A 17007-nucleotide genomic window follows, 5' to 3' on the forward strand; every position below is an offset into this window, starting at 1 on the left:
CGGCCAGCTTTTTCCAGACCTTTGCTCGGAGCGCATAATGGCGTCGTATCAGTACATTTACGTGATGAAGGGCCTCGGCAAGACCTATCCGGGCGGCAAGCAGGTCCTGAAAGATATCTGGCTGAGCTTCCTGCCGGGCGCCAAGATCGGCGTGCTGGGCGCCAACGGCGCCGGCAAGTCGACCCTGCTGAAGATCATGGCCGGTCTGGATACCGAATTCACCGGCGAGGCTTGGGCGGCCGACGGCGTCAAGATCGGCTATCTGGCGCAGGAGCCGCAGCTCGATGCCTCCAAGGACGTGCTCGGCAACGTCATGGAAGGCGTCGGCGAGACCAAGGCGCTGCTCGACCGCTTTGAGGAGGTCTCGAACAAGTTCGCCGAGATCACCGACGATGACGAGATGAATGCGCTGATCGCCGAGCAGGCGGAGCTGCAGGAAAAAATCGATGCCGCCAATGCCTGGGACCTGCAGCGCAATGTCGAGATCGCCATGGACGCGCTGCGTTGCCCGCCGGGCGACGCCGACGTGACCAAGCTGTCGGGCGGCGAGAGGCGCCGTGTGGCGCTGTGCCGCCTGCTGCTGTCCAAGCCCGACATGCTGCTGCTTGATGAGCCGACCAACCATCTCGACGCCGAATCGGTCGCCTGGCTCGAACGCTTCCTGCACGACTACGAAGGCACCGTGGTGGCGATCACCCATGATCGCTATTTCCTCGACAATGTCGCCGGCTGGATTCTCGAGCTCGACCGCGGTTCGGGCATTCCGTGGGAAGGCAACTACTCCTCCTGGCTCGACCAGAAGCAGAAGCGCCTGGCGCAGGAAGGCAAGACCGAGGATGCGCGCCAGCGCACCCTGCAGCGCGAGCTGGAATGGGTGCGCCAGAGCCCGCGCGCCCGCCAGGCCAAGTCGAAGGCCCGCCTCAAGGCCTATGAAGAGATGCTGCAGCAGGAGCAGGACCGGCAGGTCGACCAGGTCAGCATCACCATCCCGCCGGGCCCGCGTCTCGGCAATGTGGTGATCGAGGCCGAAGGCCTGTCGAAGGCTTTCGGTGACCGGCTGCTGATCGACAACCTGTCCTTCAAGCTGCCGCCGGGCGGCATCGTCGGCATCATCGGCCCGAACGGCGCCGGCAAGACCACCCTGTTCCGCATGCTCACCGGCGGCGAGAAGCCCGATGGTGGCGACCTGCGGATCGGCGACAGCGTCAAGCTCGGTTATGTCGACCAGAGCCGCGAGAGCCTCGACGACAAGAAGACCGTCTGGGAGGAACTGTCGAACGGCGACGACATCATCCATCTCGGCAAGCGTGAAGTGCCGAGCCGCGCCTATTGCTCGTGGTTCAACTTCAAGGGCGCCGACCAGCAGAAAAAGGTCGGCATGCTGTCGGGCGGCGAACGCAACCGGCTGCATCTGGCCAAGATGCTCAAGGAAGGCGCCAACGTCCTGCTGCTCGACGAGCCGACCAACGATCTCGACGTCGACACCCTGCGCGCGCTGGAAGATGCACTGGAGAATTTCGCTGGCTGCGCCATCGTGATCAGCCATGATCGCTGGTTCCTCGACCGCCTCGCCACCCACATCATGGCCTTCGAGGGCGACAGTCATGTCGAATGGTTCGAGGGCAACTTCCAGGACTACGAGGCGGACAAGAAGAAGCGGCTCGGCGCCGATGCCGACCAGCCGCACCGCATCCGCTACAAGCCGCTGGAGCGCTGAGGCGGCGCCGCGCGGCATGATGCGGTCATGAACCGGCGGGAGCGGCGCGCACAGAAGAAGGCGGGCGGTCCGTTGCCGCGCCGGCCGGCTGTCGCAGCGCCTGCCGTGCCGGCCTCGATTTCCGACATGCTGCTCGGCCTCGGCGGCGTGCAGAAAACGGTGCCGGTGGTAACGCCGGCCGCGGTCGCCCCTGATCGCGTGCAGTCGGTGCTGGCGCAGCTGCGGCTTGACCGCACCGTGGCCACCGATCTGGAAAAGCTGCAGCGCACGCTGGCCGCCCAGCCGGATTCGGAAACCCTGCTGCACCGGGTGGCGCGGCTGCAGCTACGGCTCGACCGCCGCGCCGACGCACTGGTCACCTTCCGCCGCCTGCTGGCGCTGCGCCCCGATCATGCCGAGGCCCGCCACATGGCTGCCGTGCTGGCCGGCGAGGCGCCGGCACAAGCCAATGCCGCCTATATCGCCGACCTGTTCGATGCCTTCGCCGACAGTTTCGACGGTAAGCTGGTCGACTGGCTCGACTATCGCGGACCGCAGCAGGTCGCCGAACTGGCGGCCGAAGCGCTGGGCGGGCAGCCGGTGGCACGTACCATCGATCTGGGCTGCGGCACCGGACTGGCCGGTGCTGAAATCCGGCCGTTGACGCGCCGGCTCGACGGCATCGATCTGTCGCCGCGCATGGTTGAGCATGCCCGCGCGCGCCGCATCTACGACGAGCTGCAGGTCGGCGAGAGCGTCGCGCTGCTGCAGGATCGCCCGGAGGCCTATGACCTGATGCTGGCGGCCGACGTGCTGTCCTATTTCGGCGATCTGCGTCCGCTGTTCGAGGCCGCCCATGCGTCCCTGCGCAACGACGGCGTCTTCGTTGCCACGGTGGAGGCCGGCGCCGAGACCGGCCGCTATGTCGCCACCCGCACCGGCCGCTACCAGCATGGTGCCGACTATCTGCGCCGCCGCGCTGCCGAGGCCGGCTTTGACCTGCTGCGCCTCGACGATATCGATCTGCGCCTTGAACAGGGCCGGCCGGTGGCGGGCTATGTCTTTGCGCTGCGTCGCCAGCCACCGGTGCCGCCCGATCCGCTGGCGGCGCTGTCGACCGACGATCTGCTGGCCGGCCTTGAGCGGCCCGGTGCCGAGATCCTGCTGGCCGCGGCACAGCAGATGGTGGGGGCGGATTTCACGGTCGGCTGGGCCATCGATCTTGGCGGCGGCATGGCGGGCCAGGCGCAGGCGCTGCGCCGGCTGAGCCAGCACCTCGATATGGTCGATGCCGATCCCGACCGCAGCCGGTGCGCCTTCGAGAGCAGCGTCTACGACGATTGCGAAACCGGCGAACCGGTCGCGCATCTCGAGGCGCGGCCGGACCATTACGACCTGATCCTTGCGACCGGACTGCTGTCCGAGGCCGCCGATCCGGCGGCGGTATTCTCGGCGGTGAAGGTCGCGCTGGCGCTGGCCGGCGTGTTCGTCGCGCTGGCGCCGGCAAGTTTGCATGACGCCGAGGCCTGGCGGCGGATGGCGCAGGCGGAAGGCCTGATCGTGCTGGCGGTCGAGCCGGTGACCCTGCCGGACGGCACGCCGGCGTTCTGTCTGGCCGCCGAAAGCTGAGCGGAAACTAGGCTGTCTTCACCGGGCTGATGCGGGTAAGCACGAGGCCAGTGATCACCACCGCGGCGCCGGCGAACTGCACGGGCGAGACATGCTCGCCGAGGAAAGTGACGGCGCTGAGCAGGGCGAAAACCGGGATGAGATACGAGTAGATCACCGAGCGGGCGATGCCGAGTCGGGCGATGCCCGCATACCAGAACAGATAGCCCAGCGCGCCGGCGACAAAGGCCGTGAACAGGTAGCAGGCGATAATGCCCGGCGTGATGGCACCCCAGTCGATGTCGCCGATGCCGAAGCCGAGCGCCGGCGACAGCATCAGGGCGCCGAACAGCATCGACCAGGCGGTGGTGCGTAGCGCGCCGAGGCGGGCGAGATAAGGCGTGGCGAAGACGGAATAATTCGCCCAGCAGAAGGCGACGGCGAGGAACAGCAGGTCGCCGGTCAGCGTGCCGCCGCCCAGCGTGATACGGCTGACGCTGTTGTTGATGACGAGAAACACCCCGGCGAATGACAGGGCGACGCCGGCCCAAGCTGATACGCTCAGCCGCTGGCCGCGGAACGACGAGATCAGCAGGGCGAAGATAGGCGCCACCGATACCAGGATGGCGCCCTTGGACGCCGTGGTCAGGTCGAGCGCATTGGTCCACAACAGCTGCATCAGGGTGATGCCGACGAAACCGAGTGCCGCCAGGCCGGGCAGGTCCTGCCGGCGCGGCGGCTGCAATCCGCCGCGCAAGGCCAGCACCAGCATCAGGGTCAGCGCCGCCAGCAGGTAGCGCGAGGCGGCATAGACCGGCGGCGGCAGCACGGTCAGCACGTATTTCGCCGTCGGAAAGGTATTCCCCCAGATGAACACCGAAGTCAGCATGGCAAGGTCGCCGCGTCCCGGTTTCATGGCGCGATCTTCCGTCGGCGTTCGACGCGGCGCAACGCCAGGGCCAGCAGCAGGCTGACGCAGCCCGCCACCAGCAGCAGCCAGCGGCCCTGGTTCCAGCCGCCGAGATGGGTGACCAGCGCCGCCAGGCCCGGCGGGCCGATGAACGAGCCGATGTTCAGAAGCTGGATCACCACGCCGTTCACCGTGGCGATCTCGCCCGGGTTGTACGCCTGCTGCGGCACGCTGGCCAGCACGGCGGCCGGCAGCATGCCGCCGAAGCCGGTGGCGGCCATGGCAAGGGCGATCTTGGCGGTGACCGGAATGCCGGCGGCAAATGCCGCGACGCCGAACAGGCTCATCACCAGCGAGACCACCGCGATGATCAGCCAGCGCGGCACGCCGCGATGCATCAGCGCCGCGGACGACAGGTTGCCGAGCACGTTGATCAGGACGATCAGTGCCGCACCGGCCGAGATCGTCGTCTCGCTGGTCACGCCGCTGTCGCGCAGGTAGGTCGGAATCCAGGTGACGATGGCGAACCATTGTGTGGTGTAACAGGCGAAGCAGCCGGCCAGCAGCCAGGGGCCGGCCCGCTTCAGCGGCGCTGCGCTGAACTGCCGCGCCGGAGGCAGCATGATGCCGCGGGTCAGCCGCAGGATGATGATGGCGGCAACGGCCAGCAGGGTGGCGAGACCGAACCACAGCTCGCGCCAGTCGAACAGCAGGCCGACCGGCAGGGCGCCCAGCATGCCCAGCGCGACGCCGAGCGGCATATAGGCGCTCCAGAAGCCGAGCACCAGGGCGCGCTGTCCGCTGTAGCTTGCCGCCGTCAGCAGGCTCGGCGCGCAGACCACGGTGAGCACGAAGCCGCAGCCCTCGATGAGGCGGGCGATCAGCAGCAGCGGCACGTCCTGCGCCAGGCCGCCCAGCAGGCTGCCGGCGGCACAGACCAGCAGGCCGGCGCCAAGCGCCCGGCGGCTGCCGATGCGGTCGGAGGCGACGCCGGCGACAATGCCGATGACGGCACCGACCAGGTTGAACGACGAGGCGACCAGCCCGGCCAGCACCATGCCGAAGCCGAATTCGGCGCGCAGGCCGGACAGCAGCGGCGGCAGCTTGCCAAGCTGCACCGACACCAGCACGCCGGCCGCGATCACGGCGGTGACGGCGATCCAGTCGGTATGGGCGGATTGCCCCGGACGGACGGGGGCTGAAGGGGCAGGGCCGGGCGAGGCGGGCATGGCACGCAATTTATCTTTTATGGTCCGCCATGATAGCCGCAATGCCGGGCATAAAAAAAGGGCGGCGGGATGAACCCGCCGCCCCGCGCCGGCCGTTGCCGGCTGGCCGTTGCTGTTACTTGAACATGCGCTCCGACTTCGGCGGCAGGAAGCCTTCCTGGAACAGGTCGGCAGCCTTCGGCGCCTTCTCGATGCCGACGGCGGCGGCGACCGCGTCGGACGACCGCTGCAGGCGGGCCATGTCGACATCGCCGAAGCCGTTCTTTTTCACATAGTCGGTCAGAACGTTTTTCTCGATCGACATCTTCAGGCGCTTCAACTCCAGTGCCTCGTCGACCAGGCCGTCGCGTTCATGCGCCGCCTTGACGCCGGCGGCCGGGTCGGCGACCACTTCCTTCCAGGCCCGGATGGTCTCCTTGACGAAGGCCTTGATGGCGGCCGGGCTCTCCTTGATGAACTTCGGCGAGGCGACCACGGCATTGCCATAGAAGTCCATGCCGGCGTCGGCGTAGCTGAACACCACGATGTCGCTGAACGGCACGCCGATCTTCTCGAGATCGAGCACCGACGAGAAATAATGGCCGGAGATGAAGTCGACGCTGCCGTCCTTCAGGCTCGGCTCGCGCAGCTGCGGCTTCAGGTTGACGAAGGTGATCTTCGACTTGTCGATGCCGACCTCGGCGGCATAGGCCGGGAACAGCTTGAACGAGGCGTCGAACACCGGGGCGCCGAGCTTCTTGCCCTCAAGGTCCTTCGGCGTCTTGATGCCGGATTTCTTCAGCGCATAAAGGCCGAGCGGCGGCGCGTCATAGGCCATCATCACCGCCTTGACCTGACTTTCCGGATTCTTGGCGTTGTATTCGACCAGCGCGTTGATGTCGGCAAAACCCATGTCGTAGGCGCCAGTGGCGACGCGCTGCAGCGCACCGGCCGAGCCCTGGCCGGCGTCGATGGTGACGTCGAGGCCGGCGGCCTTGTAGTAGCCCTTCTGCAGGGCATAGAGGAACGGCGAGGTCGGACCCTGGATCACCCAGTCGAGGGTGAACTTGATCTTGGTTTCTGCCGCGGCAGTCCTGGCCGCACCGAGACCGAGCGCCAGCGCGAGGCCGGCGACCGCAAGGGTAATCGTACGAGTGAACGTCATGGTCAGAGGTCTCCCCATCCAGTATTCAGCCACCGGTCGCTTGCAGGCCGGCCGCACCGGCCCCGGGGCTGAGAGAACATGTTTACTGCGCCGATTGTGTCCGGAGTGTCGGTCCGGGCGGCGTCGGTGCGGCAGTCTAGGTGCCGCCCGGCGGGCCGCCAAGGCCGAATCGAACACAGGCTCGGGTGGAATCGTATGCAATTCCCGGTCCAGCGCCACGGGCAGGCGGAACGCCGGCGCGCCACAGATTCGCTGCGGCGTCGGCGCCACGCTGCCCAGATAACCGGCCGGCTGCCGCGATTCCGGGCAGAACAGGCCGGAAACCTGACGGGATAGAACATTGCGCCGGTGCGGTGGCGGACGTAAGGTGCGCCCGCCTTTTCCCCTGTTCCGTCTGCGCGCAAGGAGTCGCCAATCCCATGCCGTTCCTGTCCGATGCCCTCGGTCGTATCAAGCCGTCGGCCACCATCGCCGCCACCCAGAAGGCCCGCGCCCTCAAGGCTGCCGGCCGTGACGTGATCGGCCTCGGTGCCGGCGAGCCGGACTTCGAGACCCCTGCCAATATCCGCGAGGCCGCCAAGGCCGCCATCGACCGCGGCGAGACCCGTTATACCGACGTCGACGGCACCCCGGCGCTGAAGCAGGCGATCGTCGCCAAGTTCAAGCGCGAGAACGGCCTCGACTACAAGCCGGAGCAGATTTCGGTCGGCACCGGCGGCAAGCAGGTGCTGTTCAACGCGCTGCTCGCCACCGTCAATCCCGGCGACGAAGTGATCATCCCGGCGCCCTATTGGGTCAGCTATCCGGACATCGTCAATTTCGCCGGCGGCAAGCCGGTTTTCGTTACCGGCATGGCTGAAGACGGCTTCAAGCTGCGCGCCGAGGCGCTGGAAGCCGCGATCACGCCGAAGACCAAGTGGGTGATCCTGAACTCGCCGTCGAATCCGTCGGGCGCCGCCTACAGCCGCGACGAGCTGAAGGCGCTGACCGACGTGCTGCTGCGGCATCCGCATGTCTGGATTCTCACCGACGACATGTACGAGCATCTGACCTACGACAATTTCGTCTTCACCACACCGGCCCAGGTCGAGCCGGCGCTGTACGAGCGCACGCTGACCATGAACGGTGTATCGAAGGCCTATTGCATGACCGGCTGGCGCATCGGCTATGCCGGCGGTCCGGTGCAGCTGATCAAGGCGATGAGCGGCCTGCAGTCGCAGTCGACCTCCAATCCGTCGTCGATCAGCCAGGCGGCCGCCGTCGAGGCGCTGAACGGCCCGCAGGACTTCATTCCGAAGAACAACGCCGTGTTCAAGCAGCGCCGCGACCTGGTGGTCAGCATGCTGAACCAGGCCAAGGGCCTGCATTGCCCGACGCCGCAGGGCGCCTTCTACGTCTACCCGAGCTGTGCCGGCACCATCGGCAAGACCAGCAAGGGCGGCGTGAAGATCGGCAACGACGAGGATTTCAGCAACGCCCTGCTGGAAGAGAAGGGTGTTGCCGTGGTGTTCGGCGCGGCCTTTGGCCTCAGCCCGCATTTCCGCATTTCCTACGCGACTTCCACCGAGGCGCTCAAGGATGCCTGCGGTCGCATCCAGGAATTCTGCGCCCAGCTTTCTTGACGGTAACTGGTGACGGTCGTCACATGCCGCCGGAGGCTGTCTTGGCGCGGACATATGCCGATGCTAAGCACCCCCGGAAGCGGCCCATGTGCGGCCGTGCAGGTCGGTGAATGTCCGCGACGGTGAAAAAACGTTCCGTCGTGGTGGGTGGCCACCGCACCAGCATCTCCCTCGAACAGGCGTTCTGGGAGGCGCTGCAGGCGCTGGCAGGCCAGAATGGCAGGACCATCAGCCAGATGGTCAGCGATATCGACGCTGCACGGACGGGCAATCTGTCGAGCGCAATCCGGGTGTGGATCCTGGAGCGGGCGAAACAGGGGCTGCTGCAGCCGGAAGAAACCGCCACGAGAGCGGAGATACCGGTAACAGGGAAGCAAGACTAGCAGGCGGCGTCCGGGGGATTTTCCAGAGTTTCGGTTTCAGTCAATACGCTCCCGAACGGCCGTCCGGCAGAGAGGCGGCTATGCGTAGCATGAAGGGGATTGCCGGCGGGTGGATGCCGGCAGGGGTGAAAATCGGTGCCATCATGGCGGCGCTGTTGCTGGCCGGCGGACTCGCCGCCTGCGACCAGGCCCCGCCGCCGCCGGAACCGATCCGGCCGGTGCGCGTCACCAGCGCGAAGCCGCAGGTCTTCGAGGACCGTTCCAGCTATACCGGCGAAGTGCGCGCCCGCTACGAGACCAATCTGGCCTTCCGCATCGGCGGCAAGATCGTCGCCCGTTTTGTCGAGATCGGCAGCGAGGTGAAGAAGGATGCCCTGCTGGCCCGGCTCGATCCCGATGACAGCCGGCTCGCCATCCAGAATGCCCGCGCCCAGATGAACGCCGCGCAGGCGAACTTCGAGCAGGCGCAGACCGAACTGACCCGCTACAAGCGGCTCTACGAGACCCGGGTGACCAGCCAGGCCGAGCTCGACCGCCGCCAGAACACCTACAACACCGCCAAGGCCCGGCTTGACAGCGCGCAGTCGCAGTTGCGGGTCGCACAGAACCAGATGGACTACACCGAACTGCATGCCGATGCGGATGGGGTGATCACCAGCATCAGCGTCGAGGCCGGCCAGGTGGTCTCCTCGGGCCAGACGGTGATGAAGCTGGCGCGGCCGGAAGAGAAGGAAGTGGTGTTCAATGTCGCCGAGAACCGTCTCGACGAGCTGCGCAACGCCACCGGCATCTCGGTCAGCCTGTGGGCCAATCCCGACAAGGAATATGCCGGCGTGGTGCGCGAGATCGCGCCGGGCGCCGATCCGGTCACCCGCACCTATGCGGTGAAGGTGACGGTGCAGCATCCGCCGGCCGGCATGCGGCTCGGCATGACCGCCTCGGTCGCCATCGTGCGGCGCAGCAGCGACAGCGTCATCGCGCTGCCGCTGTCGGCGTTGTATCAGGAGGGTGACAAGCCCGCGGTCTGGGTCTACAGCGGCACGCCGGACAAGGGCACCGTCGAACTGCGCCCGGTCACCATCGCCGCCTATGTGCAGGATGCCGTGCTGATCTCCGCCGGACTGAAGGCCGGCGAGGAGGTGGTCACCGCCGGGGTGCACAAGCTGATCCCGGGGCAGATCGTGCGGCTGCTGGTTGAAGCCCGCAAGGAGATCCAGTCGTGAGCGGCGAGGCGATCCCGCCGTCCCCCGAATCCGGTCACGATCGTTTCAACCTCTCAGCCTGGGCCCTGCGGCACCAGTCGCTGATCGGCTTCCTGATGGTGATCCTGCTGGCCGCCGGCGCGCTGTCCTACATGAAGCTCGGCCGCGCCGAGGATCCGGACTTCACCTTCAAGATCATGATCGTGCGGGCCAACTGGCCGGGCGCCACGGCGCGCGAGGTCGAGCAGCAGGTCACCGACAAGATCGAGAAGAAGCTGCAGGAGACACCGTTCCTCAATTACGTGATGAGCTACTCCAAGCCGGCGGAATCGACGGTCTACGTGGTGCTACGCGACGACACGCCGCCGAAACAGGTGCCTGACATCTGGTACCAGGTGCGCAAGAAGGTCTCCGACATCCGCCAAACCCTGCCGCAGGGCACCCAGGGGCCGTTCTTCAACGATGAATTCGGCGATACCTTCGGCACCATCTATGCCTTCACCGCCGATGGCTTCACCCATCGCGAGCTGAAGGATTACGTCGAGGACGTGCGCGAGGAAGTACTGCGCATCAAGAATGTCGGCAAGGCCGACCTGCTCGGCGTGCAGCCGGAAAAGATCTTCATCGAATTCTCCAACAAGAAGCTGGCCAACCTCGGCGTCACGCCGCAGCAGATCATCGACGTGATCCAGGCGCAGAATGCCCAGACCGCGTCGGGTGTGGTTCAGACCTCGTCGGATGCCATCGCCACCCGGGTCAGCGGCGAGATCAAGACTGCGCGCGGCCTCGCCGAACTGTCGATCCAGGCCAACGGTCGCCTGCTGCGGCTCGGCGATCTTGCCGATATCAGGCGCGACTATGCCGATCCGCCGGCGCCGCGCTTCCGCTTCAACGGTCAGGAAGGCATCGGGCTCGCCATCTCGATGGCCAAGGGCGGCAACATGATCGACCTCGGCACGGAGCTGCAGGCGACCATGACGCGCCTGAAGGCCGACATGCCGATCGGCTTCGAGATGCAGCAAGTCGCCAACCAGCCTGAGGTCGTGCAGCGCTCGATCAGCGAATTCATGCGCGTGCTGCTGGAGGCCGTGGTAATTGTGCTCGGCGTCAGTTTCCTCAGCCTGGGGCTGCGCAGTGGCGTGGTGGTGATGCTGTGCATTCCGCTGGTGCTGGCGATCACCTTTACCTGCATGGAAATCTTTGGCATCGACTTCCACCGCATCTCGCTCGGCGCGCTGATCATCTCGCTCGGCCTGCTGGTCGACGACGCCATCATCGCGGTCGAGATGATGCAGGTGAAGATGGAACAGGGACTCGACCGCTTCCGCGCAGCGAGCTTTGCCTATACCTCGACGGCGTTTCCGATGCTGACCGGCACCCTGATCACCGCCGCCGGTTTCGTGCCGGTCGGTTTTGCCAAGTCATCGGCCGGCGAATACACCTTCTCGATCTTTGCCGTGGTCACCATTGCGCTGCTGGTGTCCTGGGTGGTGGCGGTGATCTTCACGCCCTTCATCGGCTATCGCCTGCTGCCGACGCCCAAGGCGGGTCATGGCCATGGCGAGGATATCTACAAACGGGGCCTCTACCGCTATGTGCGACCGGTGGTGACCTGGTGCGTGCGGCACCGCTATATAGTCATTGTCGTCACGGTCGGCATCTTCCTGGCCAGCGGCTTCGCCTTCAAGTTCGTGCAGCAGCAGTTCTTCCCGTCGTCGAACCGGCCGGAGCTGCTGGTCGATCTGCGGCTGCCGCAGGGCGCGTCGATTGCTGCCACCCAGCAGGAAGCCCTCAAGCTGGAGGCGATCCTCAAGGCCGATCCGGATGTGGTGAGCTACACCACCTATGTCGGCGCCGGTGCGCCGCGCTTCTACCTGCCGCTCAATGTCGAGCTGCCGAACAACAATTTCGCGCAGGTCGTCGTGCTGACCAAGGGCGACGTCGAGCGCGAGGCGGTGCGGGCCCGCCTGATCAAGGATTTCCAGGACGGCTTCACGCTGCTGCGCGGCCGCGTCAACCGACTGGAAAACGGCCCGCCGGTCGGCTTTCCGGTACAGTTCCGCGTCTATGGCGACGATCCGATGGTGGTGCGCGACATCGCCTTCCAGGTCGCCGACGTCATGCGCACCAATCCGAATGCCCGCGACGTGAACCTCGACTGGAACGAGCTCAGCAAGTCGGTGCGGCTTGATGTCGACCAGGCCAAGGCCCGCCTGCTCGGCATCTCGTCGCAGGATCTCGCCACCACGCTGAACTCCATCGTCTCCGGCATCACGGTGACGCAGTATCGCGAGGGTCGCGAGCTGATCGACGTGGTCGCCCGCGCGGTGCCCGAGGAACGCCTCAGCCTGAACGGCATCAAGGACCTCAATGTCGCTGGCGCTGACAGCACGAAGCCGGTGCCGCTCAGCCAGGTGGCCGAGGTCCATTACGGCCAGGAGGAAGGCATCATCTGGCGGCGCGACCGCCAGCCGGTCATCATCGCCCGCGCCGATATCGTCGACGGCATCCAGGCGCCGGTGGTCTCCATGCAGATCGAGCCGAAACTCGACGCACTGCGCGCCAAGCTGCCGCCGGGCTACCGCATCGTCATGGGCGGTGCCATCGAGGAAAGCGCCAAGGCCAACAAGTCGATCGGCGCCGTGGTGCCGGTGATGATCGCCATCATGGTCACGTTGCTGATGATCCAGCTGCAGTCCGTGCAGCGCATGATCCTGGTGCTGCTGACCGCGCCGCTCGGCCTGATCGGCGTTACCGTCGGCCTGTTGTTCTTCAACGTGCCGTTCGGCTTCGTCGCCATGCTGGGCGCCATCGCGCTGGCCGGCATGATCATGCGCAACTCGGTGATCCTGGTCGACCAGATCGACCAGGATATCGCCGCCGGACATGAGCCATGGGATGCAGTGATCGACGCAACGATCCGCCGCTTCCGGCCGATCACGCTGACTGCGCTGGCGGCGATCCTCGGCATGATCCCGCTGTCGCACAGCGATTTCTGGGGACCGATGGCTTACACCATCATCGGCGGCCTGCTGGTGGCGACCCTGCTGACTATCCTGTTCCTGCCGGCGCTCTATGCCGCCTGGTTCCGGGTCAGGCCGCCGCAGGCAGCCTGAGTCCGTCTGATCAGGCCGCGTCGTTGAGGTGGCAGGCCGACAGGCGGCCCGGCGCGATTTCCTTCAGCGCCGGCGCCTCCTGGCGGCAGCGGTCCATCGCATGCGGGCAGCGCGGATGAAAATGGCAGCCCGGCGGCGGGTCGAGCGGCGACGGGATTTCGCCGGCAATCGGCAGGTAGTCGCGCCGTTCGGCGACCAGGCGCGGCGCCTCGGCCAGCAGGGCTTGGGTATAGGGATGATTCGGCTGCGCGAACAGTTCCTCGGTCGGCGCGCTTTCCACCACCTGGCCGAGATACATGATCACCACGCGGTCGGAAATATGCTCGACCACGGCGAGGTTGTGGCTGATGAACAGGTAGGTCAGGCCGAGCTGCTCGCGCAGGTCCATGAACAGGTTCAGCACCTGGGCCTGGATCGACACGTCGAGCGCCGCCACCGCCTCGTCGCAGACGATGAAACGCGGTTTGACGGCGAGCGCGCGGGCGACGCCGATGCGCTGGCGCTGGCCGCCGGAGAACTGGTGCGGATAACGCTTGCGGTAGCGCGGGTCGAGGCCGACCTGGCGCATCAGCCCCTCGACATAGGCCGGCATCTCGCTGCGTTTGATCAGGCCGTGCGCCACCGGCGCCTCGCCGATGATGTCCTCGACCCGCATGCGCGGATTGAGCGAGGCGTAAGGGTCCTGGAAGATCATCTGCACGCCGAGGATATAGTCGCGGCGCTCGCTCTCGCTCATCTCGGCGACCCGCTTGCCGCGGTATTTCAGCGCACCGTCGCTGGCATTCATGATGCCGGCAACAATGCGGCCGAGCGTCGACTTGCCGCAGCCGGATTCACCGACCAGACCGACCACCTCGCCCTCACGGATGGCAAGGTCGACCTGGCTGACGGCATGTACGGCGCGCTCCTTGAGGCCGGCGCCGAGCAGGTTGGCGACGCGGGAGGCGACATCGAGCTGCCAGGTGAAGCGCTTGGTGATCTGTTCCAGCTCGAGGATCGGCGCGGTTTCAACCGAGACGGTATTCATGACGCGGTCTCCGCCGCGGTGATCGGTGCGGCATCGAAGGGATGGACGCAGCGCACGGCATGGCCGGGCGACAGTTCGGCCAGCGGGGGCATGGTGTCGCAGGCGGCATCGGCGCGGGTGCAGCGTGCCTTGAAGCGGCAGCCTTCCGGCAGGTTGAGCGGTGCCGGCGCCATGCCGGGAATCTGGAACAGCCGCTTGCCACGCGGCAGGGCGCCGGGCACCGAACCGATCAGGCCGCGCGTATAGGGGTGTTGCGGCCGCTCGATCACGGTGCCGATCGGGCCGGTCTCGACGATGCGGCCGGCATACATCACCATGATGCGGTCGGCGAGGCCGGCAACCACCGAAAGATCGTGGGTGATCCAGATCAGCGAGGTGCCGGTTTCGCGGCACAGCTTGCGCACCTCGTAGAGGATCTGGCCCTGGATGGTGACGTCGAGCGCCGTGGTCGGCTCGTCGGCGATGATCACGTCGGGCTTGTGCAGCAGGGCGATGGCAATGGCGATGCGCTGGCGCATGCCGCCTGACATCTGGTGCGGATAGGCAGTCAGGCGTTCTTCCGGGGCGGCGATGCCGACCGCCTTCAGCGTTTCGATCGCGCGGTCCCGGGCGGCCGCCTTGCTGACCTTCTGGTGCGCCTGCACGGCCTCGATCATCTGGGTATCGATGCGCAGCACCGGGTTCAGCGTCATCATCGGGTCCTGGAAGATCATCGCGATGCGCGCGCCGCGCAGCTGGCGCAGGCGTGTCTCGCCCGCCGCGGTGATGTCTTCGCCCTTGAACAGCACGCGACCGTTGGCGATACGGCCCGGCTGGTCGATCAGGCCGAGGATCGAGAAGCCGGTGATCGACTTGCCCGAGCCGGATTCGCCGACCAGGCCGAGGATCTCGCCGCGGCCGACCGAGAAGCTGACGCCATCGACGGCGCGCACGATGCCGTCACGGGTCGGGAAATGGGTTTCGAGATTCTCGACCTGCAGGGTCGCGATGGCGGTATCGGTCATGCTGGCGATCCCCGGGTCAGCGTTTCAGGCGGGGATTGAGCACGTCGCGCAACTGGTCGCCGACCAGGTTGATCGCAACAATGACGATGGTCAGCAGCACGCCGGGGAAGACCGCAATCCAGTAGACGCCACTCAGCATGTAGTCGAAGCCGTTGGCGATCAGCATGCCCAGCGACGGCTCGGTGACCGGGACGCCGAGGCCGAGGAAGCTGAGCGTCGCTTCCAGCGTGATCGAGCGGGCGATATCGACGGTGGCGATGACGATCAGGGGCGGCAGGCAGTTCGGCAGCAGATGGCGCAGCAGCAGGCGGCTGCGGCTGAGCCCCAGGCAGCGCGCCGCCTCGACATATTCGCGGTTGCGCTCGACCAGCGCGGCGCCGCGGGCGGCGCGGGCGAAATAGGCCCATTGCACGGCGACCAGGGCGATGATCACCTTGTCGACGCCGTTGCCCAGCAGGGACAGCAGGATCAGCGCCAGCAGGATGGCGGGGAAGGAGAGCTGGATGTCGACCGTGCGCATGATCAGCGTCTCGACGCGGCCGCCGACATAGGCGGCCAGCAGGCCGGCGAAGGCGCCGATCGCCAGCGCGGCGCTGACGGCAGTAACGCCGACGAACAGGCTGATGCGCAGGCCGTAAAGCATGGCGCTCAGCATGTCGCGGCCCTGGCCGTCGCTGCCGAGCCAGAAGACGAGGCCCGTGCCCGAGGTTTCGCCGGGTGGCAGCCGGGCATCGAGGATGTCGAGCACGGCGAGATCATAGGGATTCTGCGGCGCCAGCCATGGCGCCAGGAGCGCCGCGGCGAGGAAGACGGCCAGCACCACCAAGCCGAAGACGGCGAGCTTGCTCTCGGCGAATTCGCTGACGATGCGGCGGAAAGGGGATTCGGTTGGTGCCGGTGCGGCATCGGGCAGGGCGGTATCGGTCATCGGTCGCTCCCCGTCACTGTGCGTTGCCGAGCCGCACGCGCGGATCGAGCACCGAGTAAAGGATGTCGACGATGAGGTTGATCGCCACCAGCAGCAGCACGACGGCGAGCAGGTAGGCGACCACGACCGGGCGGTCGAGGTGGACGATCGAATCGATCAGCAGCTTGCCCATGCCGGGCCAGGAAAAGATCGTCTCGGTGATCACCGCAAAGGCGATCAGGGTGCCAAGCTCCAGGCCGGTCACCGTGGCGATCGGCACCATGATGTTCTTCAGGATATGCACGCCGATTACCCGCTTTTCGCGCAGGCCCTTGGCGCGGGCGAATTTTACGTAATCCATCAGCATCACCTCGCGCGTGGTGGCGCGGGCGAGGCGGATGATCAGGGCGCATTTCGACAGGCCGAGCGTGATCGCCGGCAGGATGATGTGGCGCCAGCCATCGGCTGTGAAAATACTGAGGTGCAGGCCGAGCACCTCGACAGTCTGGCCGCGGCCCGACGCGGGCAGCCAGCCGAACTGCACGGCGAAGACCATGATCAGCATCAGGCCGACCCAGAAATTCGGCAGGCTGAAGCCGAGCACCGAGCCGGCCATGATGGTGCGGGCGCCGGCCGTGTCGTGACGCAGGCCGGCATAGAGGCCGAGCGGCACGCCGATGGCCAGCGCCATGATGGTGGCGGTGATCGCCAGCTCCATGGTGGCCGGCATGCGCTCGAGGATCAGGTGCATGGCCGGCTGGCCGAATACGAAGGATTTGCCGAAGTCGCCGGTGAGGGCCTTGGCGAGGAAGGTGAGATACTGCTGCCACAACGGCAGGTCGAGGCCGAGCGCATGGGCGATCGCCTCGCGATCAAGCTCGGTCGCCTCCGGACTGGCCAGGATCGCCAGCGGGTCGCCGATCAGGTAGATGCCGACGAAAACCAGTACCGACATCACTGCAAGCACGAGAACGGCCTGCATCAGGCGCCGGATAATAAAAACCAACATCCCCAGAATCCCTGTCAGTTTTCCGGATAAACAGACGACTGCCTCTAGTCCGGGCGTTGCGTCTCCCCCTCTCCGCTATAGCGGAAAGCGGCCGCCGCGCCTAGAGGGCCGCGTCGTTTCGTCCGTCTGTTTCAGGCAGGCGCCTGCATC

At 66.4% G+C, this 17007-nt stretch carries 13 protein-coding genes; 6 read left to right on the forward strand and 7 right to left on the reverse strand.

The genetic code is table 11. The annotated features are described in order from the left end of the window. Positions 1 to 37: 37 nt before the first annotated feature. Together ettA and ACFOOQ_RS12865 are read left to right on the forward strand one after the other, a co-directional pair. Positions 38 to 1717, forward strand: coding sequence for an energy-dependent translational throttle protein EttA (gene ettA, locus ACFOOQ_RS12860; RefSeq protein WP_379727064.1), 1680 nt, complete (start codon positions 38 to 40; stop codon positions 1715 to 1717). Positions 1718 to 1744: 27 nt separating this feature from the next. Next, the gene (locus ACFOOQ_RS12865; RefSeq protein ID WP_379727067.1) at positions 1745 to 3325 is read left to right on the forward strand and encodes a methyltransferase; all 1581 of its coding nucleotides are present in this window, start codon (positions 1745 to 1747) and stop codon (positions 3323 to 3325) included. Positions 3326 to 3332: 7 nt separating this feature from the next. Here the strand turns inward: ACFOOQ_RS12865 and ACFOOQ_RS12870 are convergent, their stop codons facing one another. From ACFOOQ_RS12870 to ACFOOQ_RS12880, 3 genes are all read right to left on the reverse strand, one after another. Next, a complete protein-coding gene (locus tag ACFOOQ_RS12870) occupies positions 3333 to 4220 on the reverse strand; it encodes a DMT family transporter (RefSeq protein ID WP_379727070.1) in 888 nt (295 codons plus the stop codon). Continuing rightward, positions 4217 to 5443 carry an MFS transporter gene (locus ACFOOQ_RS12875; protein WP_379727073.1) on the reverse strand — a complete coding sequence of 409 codons (1227 nt, stop codon included), beginning with the start codon at positions 5441 to 5443 and terminating at the stop codon, positions 4217 to 4219. The genes ACFOOQ_RS12870 and ACFOOQ_RS12875 overlap by 4 nt, the downstream gene beginning before the upstream one ends. A 115-nt stretch (positions 5444 to 5558) precedes the next feature. Then, positions 5559 to 6587: an ABC transporter substrate-binding protein gene (locus ACFOOQ_RS12880; RefSeq protein ID WP_379727076.1), complete on the reverse strand. Its 1029-nt coding sequence runs from the start codon at positions 6585 to 6587 to the stop codon at positions 5559 to 5561. Positions 6588 to 7006: 419 nt separating this feature from the next. Here ACFOOQ_RS12880 and ACFOOQ_RS12885 point away from each other — a divergent pair, with 419 nt between their 5' ends. From ACFOOQ_RS12885 to ACFOOQ_RS12900, 4 genes are all read left to right on the forward strand, one after another. Beyond that, positions 7007 to 8209: a pyridoxal phosphate-dependent aminotransferase gene (locus ACFOOQ_RS12885; protein WP_379727079.1), complete on the forward strand. Its 1203-nt coding sequence runs from the start codon at positions 7007 to 7009 to the stop codon at positions 8207 to 8209. Positions 8210 to 8319: 110 nt separating this feature from the next. Next, entirely contained in the window at positions 8320 to 8592 is a 273-nt protein-coding gene (locus ACFOOQ_RS12890) for a ribbon-helix-helix domain-containing protein (protein WP_379727082.1), read from the forward strand. An 80-nt stretch (positions 8593 to 8672) separates the two neighbouring features. Continuing rightward, positions 8673 to 9815, forward strand: coding sequence for an efflux RND transporter periplasmic adaptor subunit (locus tag ACFOOQ_RS12895; RefSeq protein WP_379727085.1), 1143 nt, complete (start codon positions 8673 to 8675; stop codon positions 9813 to 9815). After that, positions 9812 to 12910 carry an efflux RND transporter permease subunit gene (locus tag ACFOOQ_RS12900; protein ID WP_379727088.1) on the forward strand — a complete coding sequence of 1033 codons (3099 nt, stop codon included), beginning with the start codon at positions 9812 to 9814 and terminating at the stop codon, positions 12908 to 12910. Before ACFOOQ_RS12895 ends, ACFOOQ_RS12900 begins: the two co-directional genes overlap by 4 nt. A 10-nt stretch (positions 12911 to 12920) precedes the next feature. Here the strand turns inward: ACFOOQ_RS12900 and ACFOOQ_RS12905 are convergent, their stop codons facing one another. Genes ACFOOQ_RS12905 through ACFOOQ_RS12920 form a run of 4 tightly spaced genes read right to left on the reverse strand, consistent with a single transcriptional unit; the run spans position 12921 to position 16857 of the window. Then, a complete protein-coding gene (locus ACFOOQ_RS12905; RefSeq protein ID WP_379727091.1) occupies positions 12921 to 13937 on the reverse strand; it encodes an ABC transporter ATP-binding protein in 1017 nt (338 codons plus the stop codon). Continuing rightward, the gene (locus ACFOOQ_RS12910) at positions 13934 to 14941 is read right to left on the reverse strand and encodes an ABC transporter ATP-binding protein (RefSeq protein WP_379727094.1); all 1008 of its coding nucleotides are present in this window, start codon (positions 14939 to 14941) and stop codon (positions 13934 to 13936) included. Before ACFOOQ_RS12910 ends, ACFOOQ_RS12905 begins: the two co-directional genes overlap by 4 nt. A gap of 16 nt (positions 14942 to 14957) precedes the next feature. Then, positions 14958 to 15869, reverse strand: coding sequence for an ABC transporter permease (locus ACFOOQ_RS12915; protein ID WP_379727097.1), 912 nt, complete (start codon positions 15867 to 15869; stop codon positions 14958 to 14960). Positions 15870 to 15882: 13 nt separating this feature from the next. After that, positions 15883 to 16857, reverse strand: a complete 975-nt coding sequence (locus ACFOOQ_RS12920; protein WP_379727100.1) for an ABC transporter permease — start codon at positions 16855 to 16857, stop codon at positions 15883 to 15885. Between the last annotated feature and the right edge of the window lie 150 nt (positions 16858 to 17007).

Source organism: Ferrovibrio xuzhouensis, assembly GCF_042648965.1.
In the GTDB taxonomy this organism is placed as follows: Bacteria; Pseudomonadota; Alphaproteobacteria; order Ferrovibrionales; family Ferrovibrionaceae; genus Ferrovibrio; species Ferrovibrio xuzhouensis.

Coding starts and splice junctions, on each gene's coding strand:
- ACFOOQ_RS12875 (WP_379727073.1), bottom strand. CDS start 5,443: ATGCCCGCCTCGCCCGGCCCTGCCCCTTCAGCCCCCGTCCGTCCGGGG.
- ACFOOQ_RS12880 (WP_379727076.1), bottom strand. CDS start 6,587: ATGACGTTCACTCGTACGATTACCCTTGCGGTCGCCGGCCTCGCGCTG.
- ettA (WP_379727064.1), top strand. CDS start 38: ATGGCGTCGTATCAGTACATTTACGTGATGAAGGGCCTCGGCAAGACC.
- ACFOOQ_RS12915 (WP_379727097.1), bottom strand. CDS start 15,869: ATGACCGATACCGCCCTGCCCGATGCCGCACCGGCACCAACCGAATCC.
- ACFOOQ_RS12910 (WP_379727094.1), bottom strand. CDS start 14,941: ATGACCGATACCGCCATCGCGACCCTGCAGGTCGAGAATCTCGAAACC.
- ACFOOQ_RS12895 (WP_379727085.1), top strand. CDS start 8,673: ATGCGTAGCATGAAGGGGATTGCCGGCGGGTGGATGCCGGCAGGGGTG.
- ACFOOQ_RS12905 (WP_379727091.1), bottom strand. CDS start 13,937: ATGAATACCGTCTCGGTTGAAACCGCGCCGATCCTCGAGCTGGAACAG.
- ACFOOQ_RS12865 (WP_379727067.1), top strand. CDS start 1,745: ATGAACCGGCGGGAGCGGCGCGCACAGAAGAAGGCGGGCGGTCCGTTG.
- ACFOOQ_RS12890 (WP_379727082.1), top strand. CDS start 8,320: ATGTCCGCGACGGTGAAAAAACGTTCCGTCGTGGTGGGTGGCCACCGC.
- ACFOOQ_RS12870 (WP_379727070.1), bottom strand. CDS start 4,220: ATGAAACCGGGACGCGGCGACCTTGCCATGCTGACTTCGGTGTTCATC.
- ACFOOQ_RS12920 (WP_379727100.1), bottom strand. CDS start 16,857: ATGTTGGTTTTTATTATCCGGCGCCTGATGCAGGCCGTTCTCGTGCTT.
- ACFOOQ_RS12885 (WP_379727079.1), top strand. CDS start 7,007: ATGCCGTTCCTGTCCGATGCCCTCGGTCGTATCAAGCCGTCGGCCACC.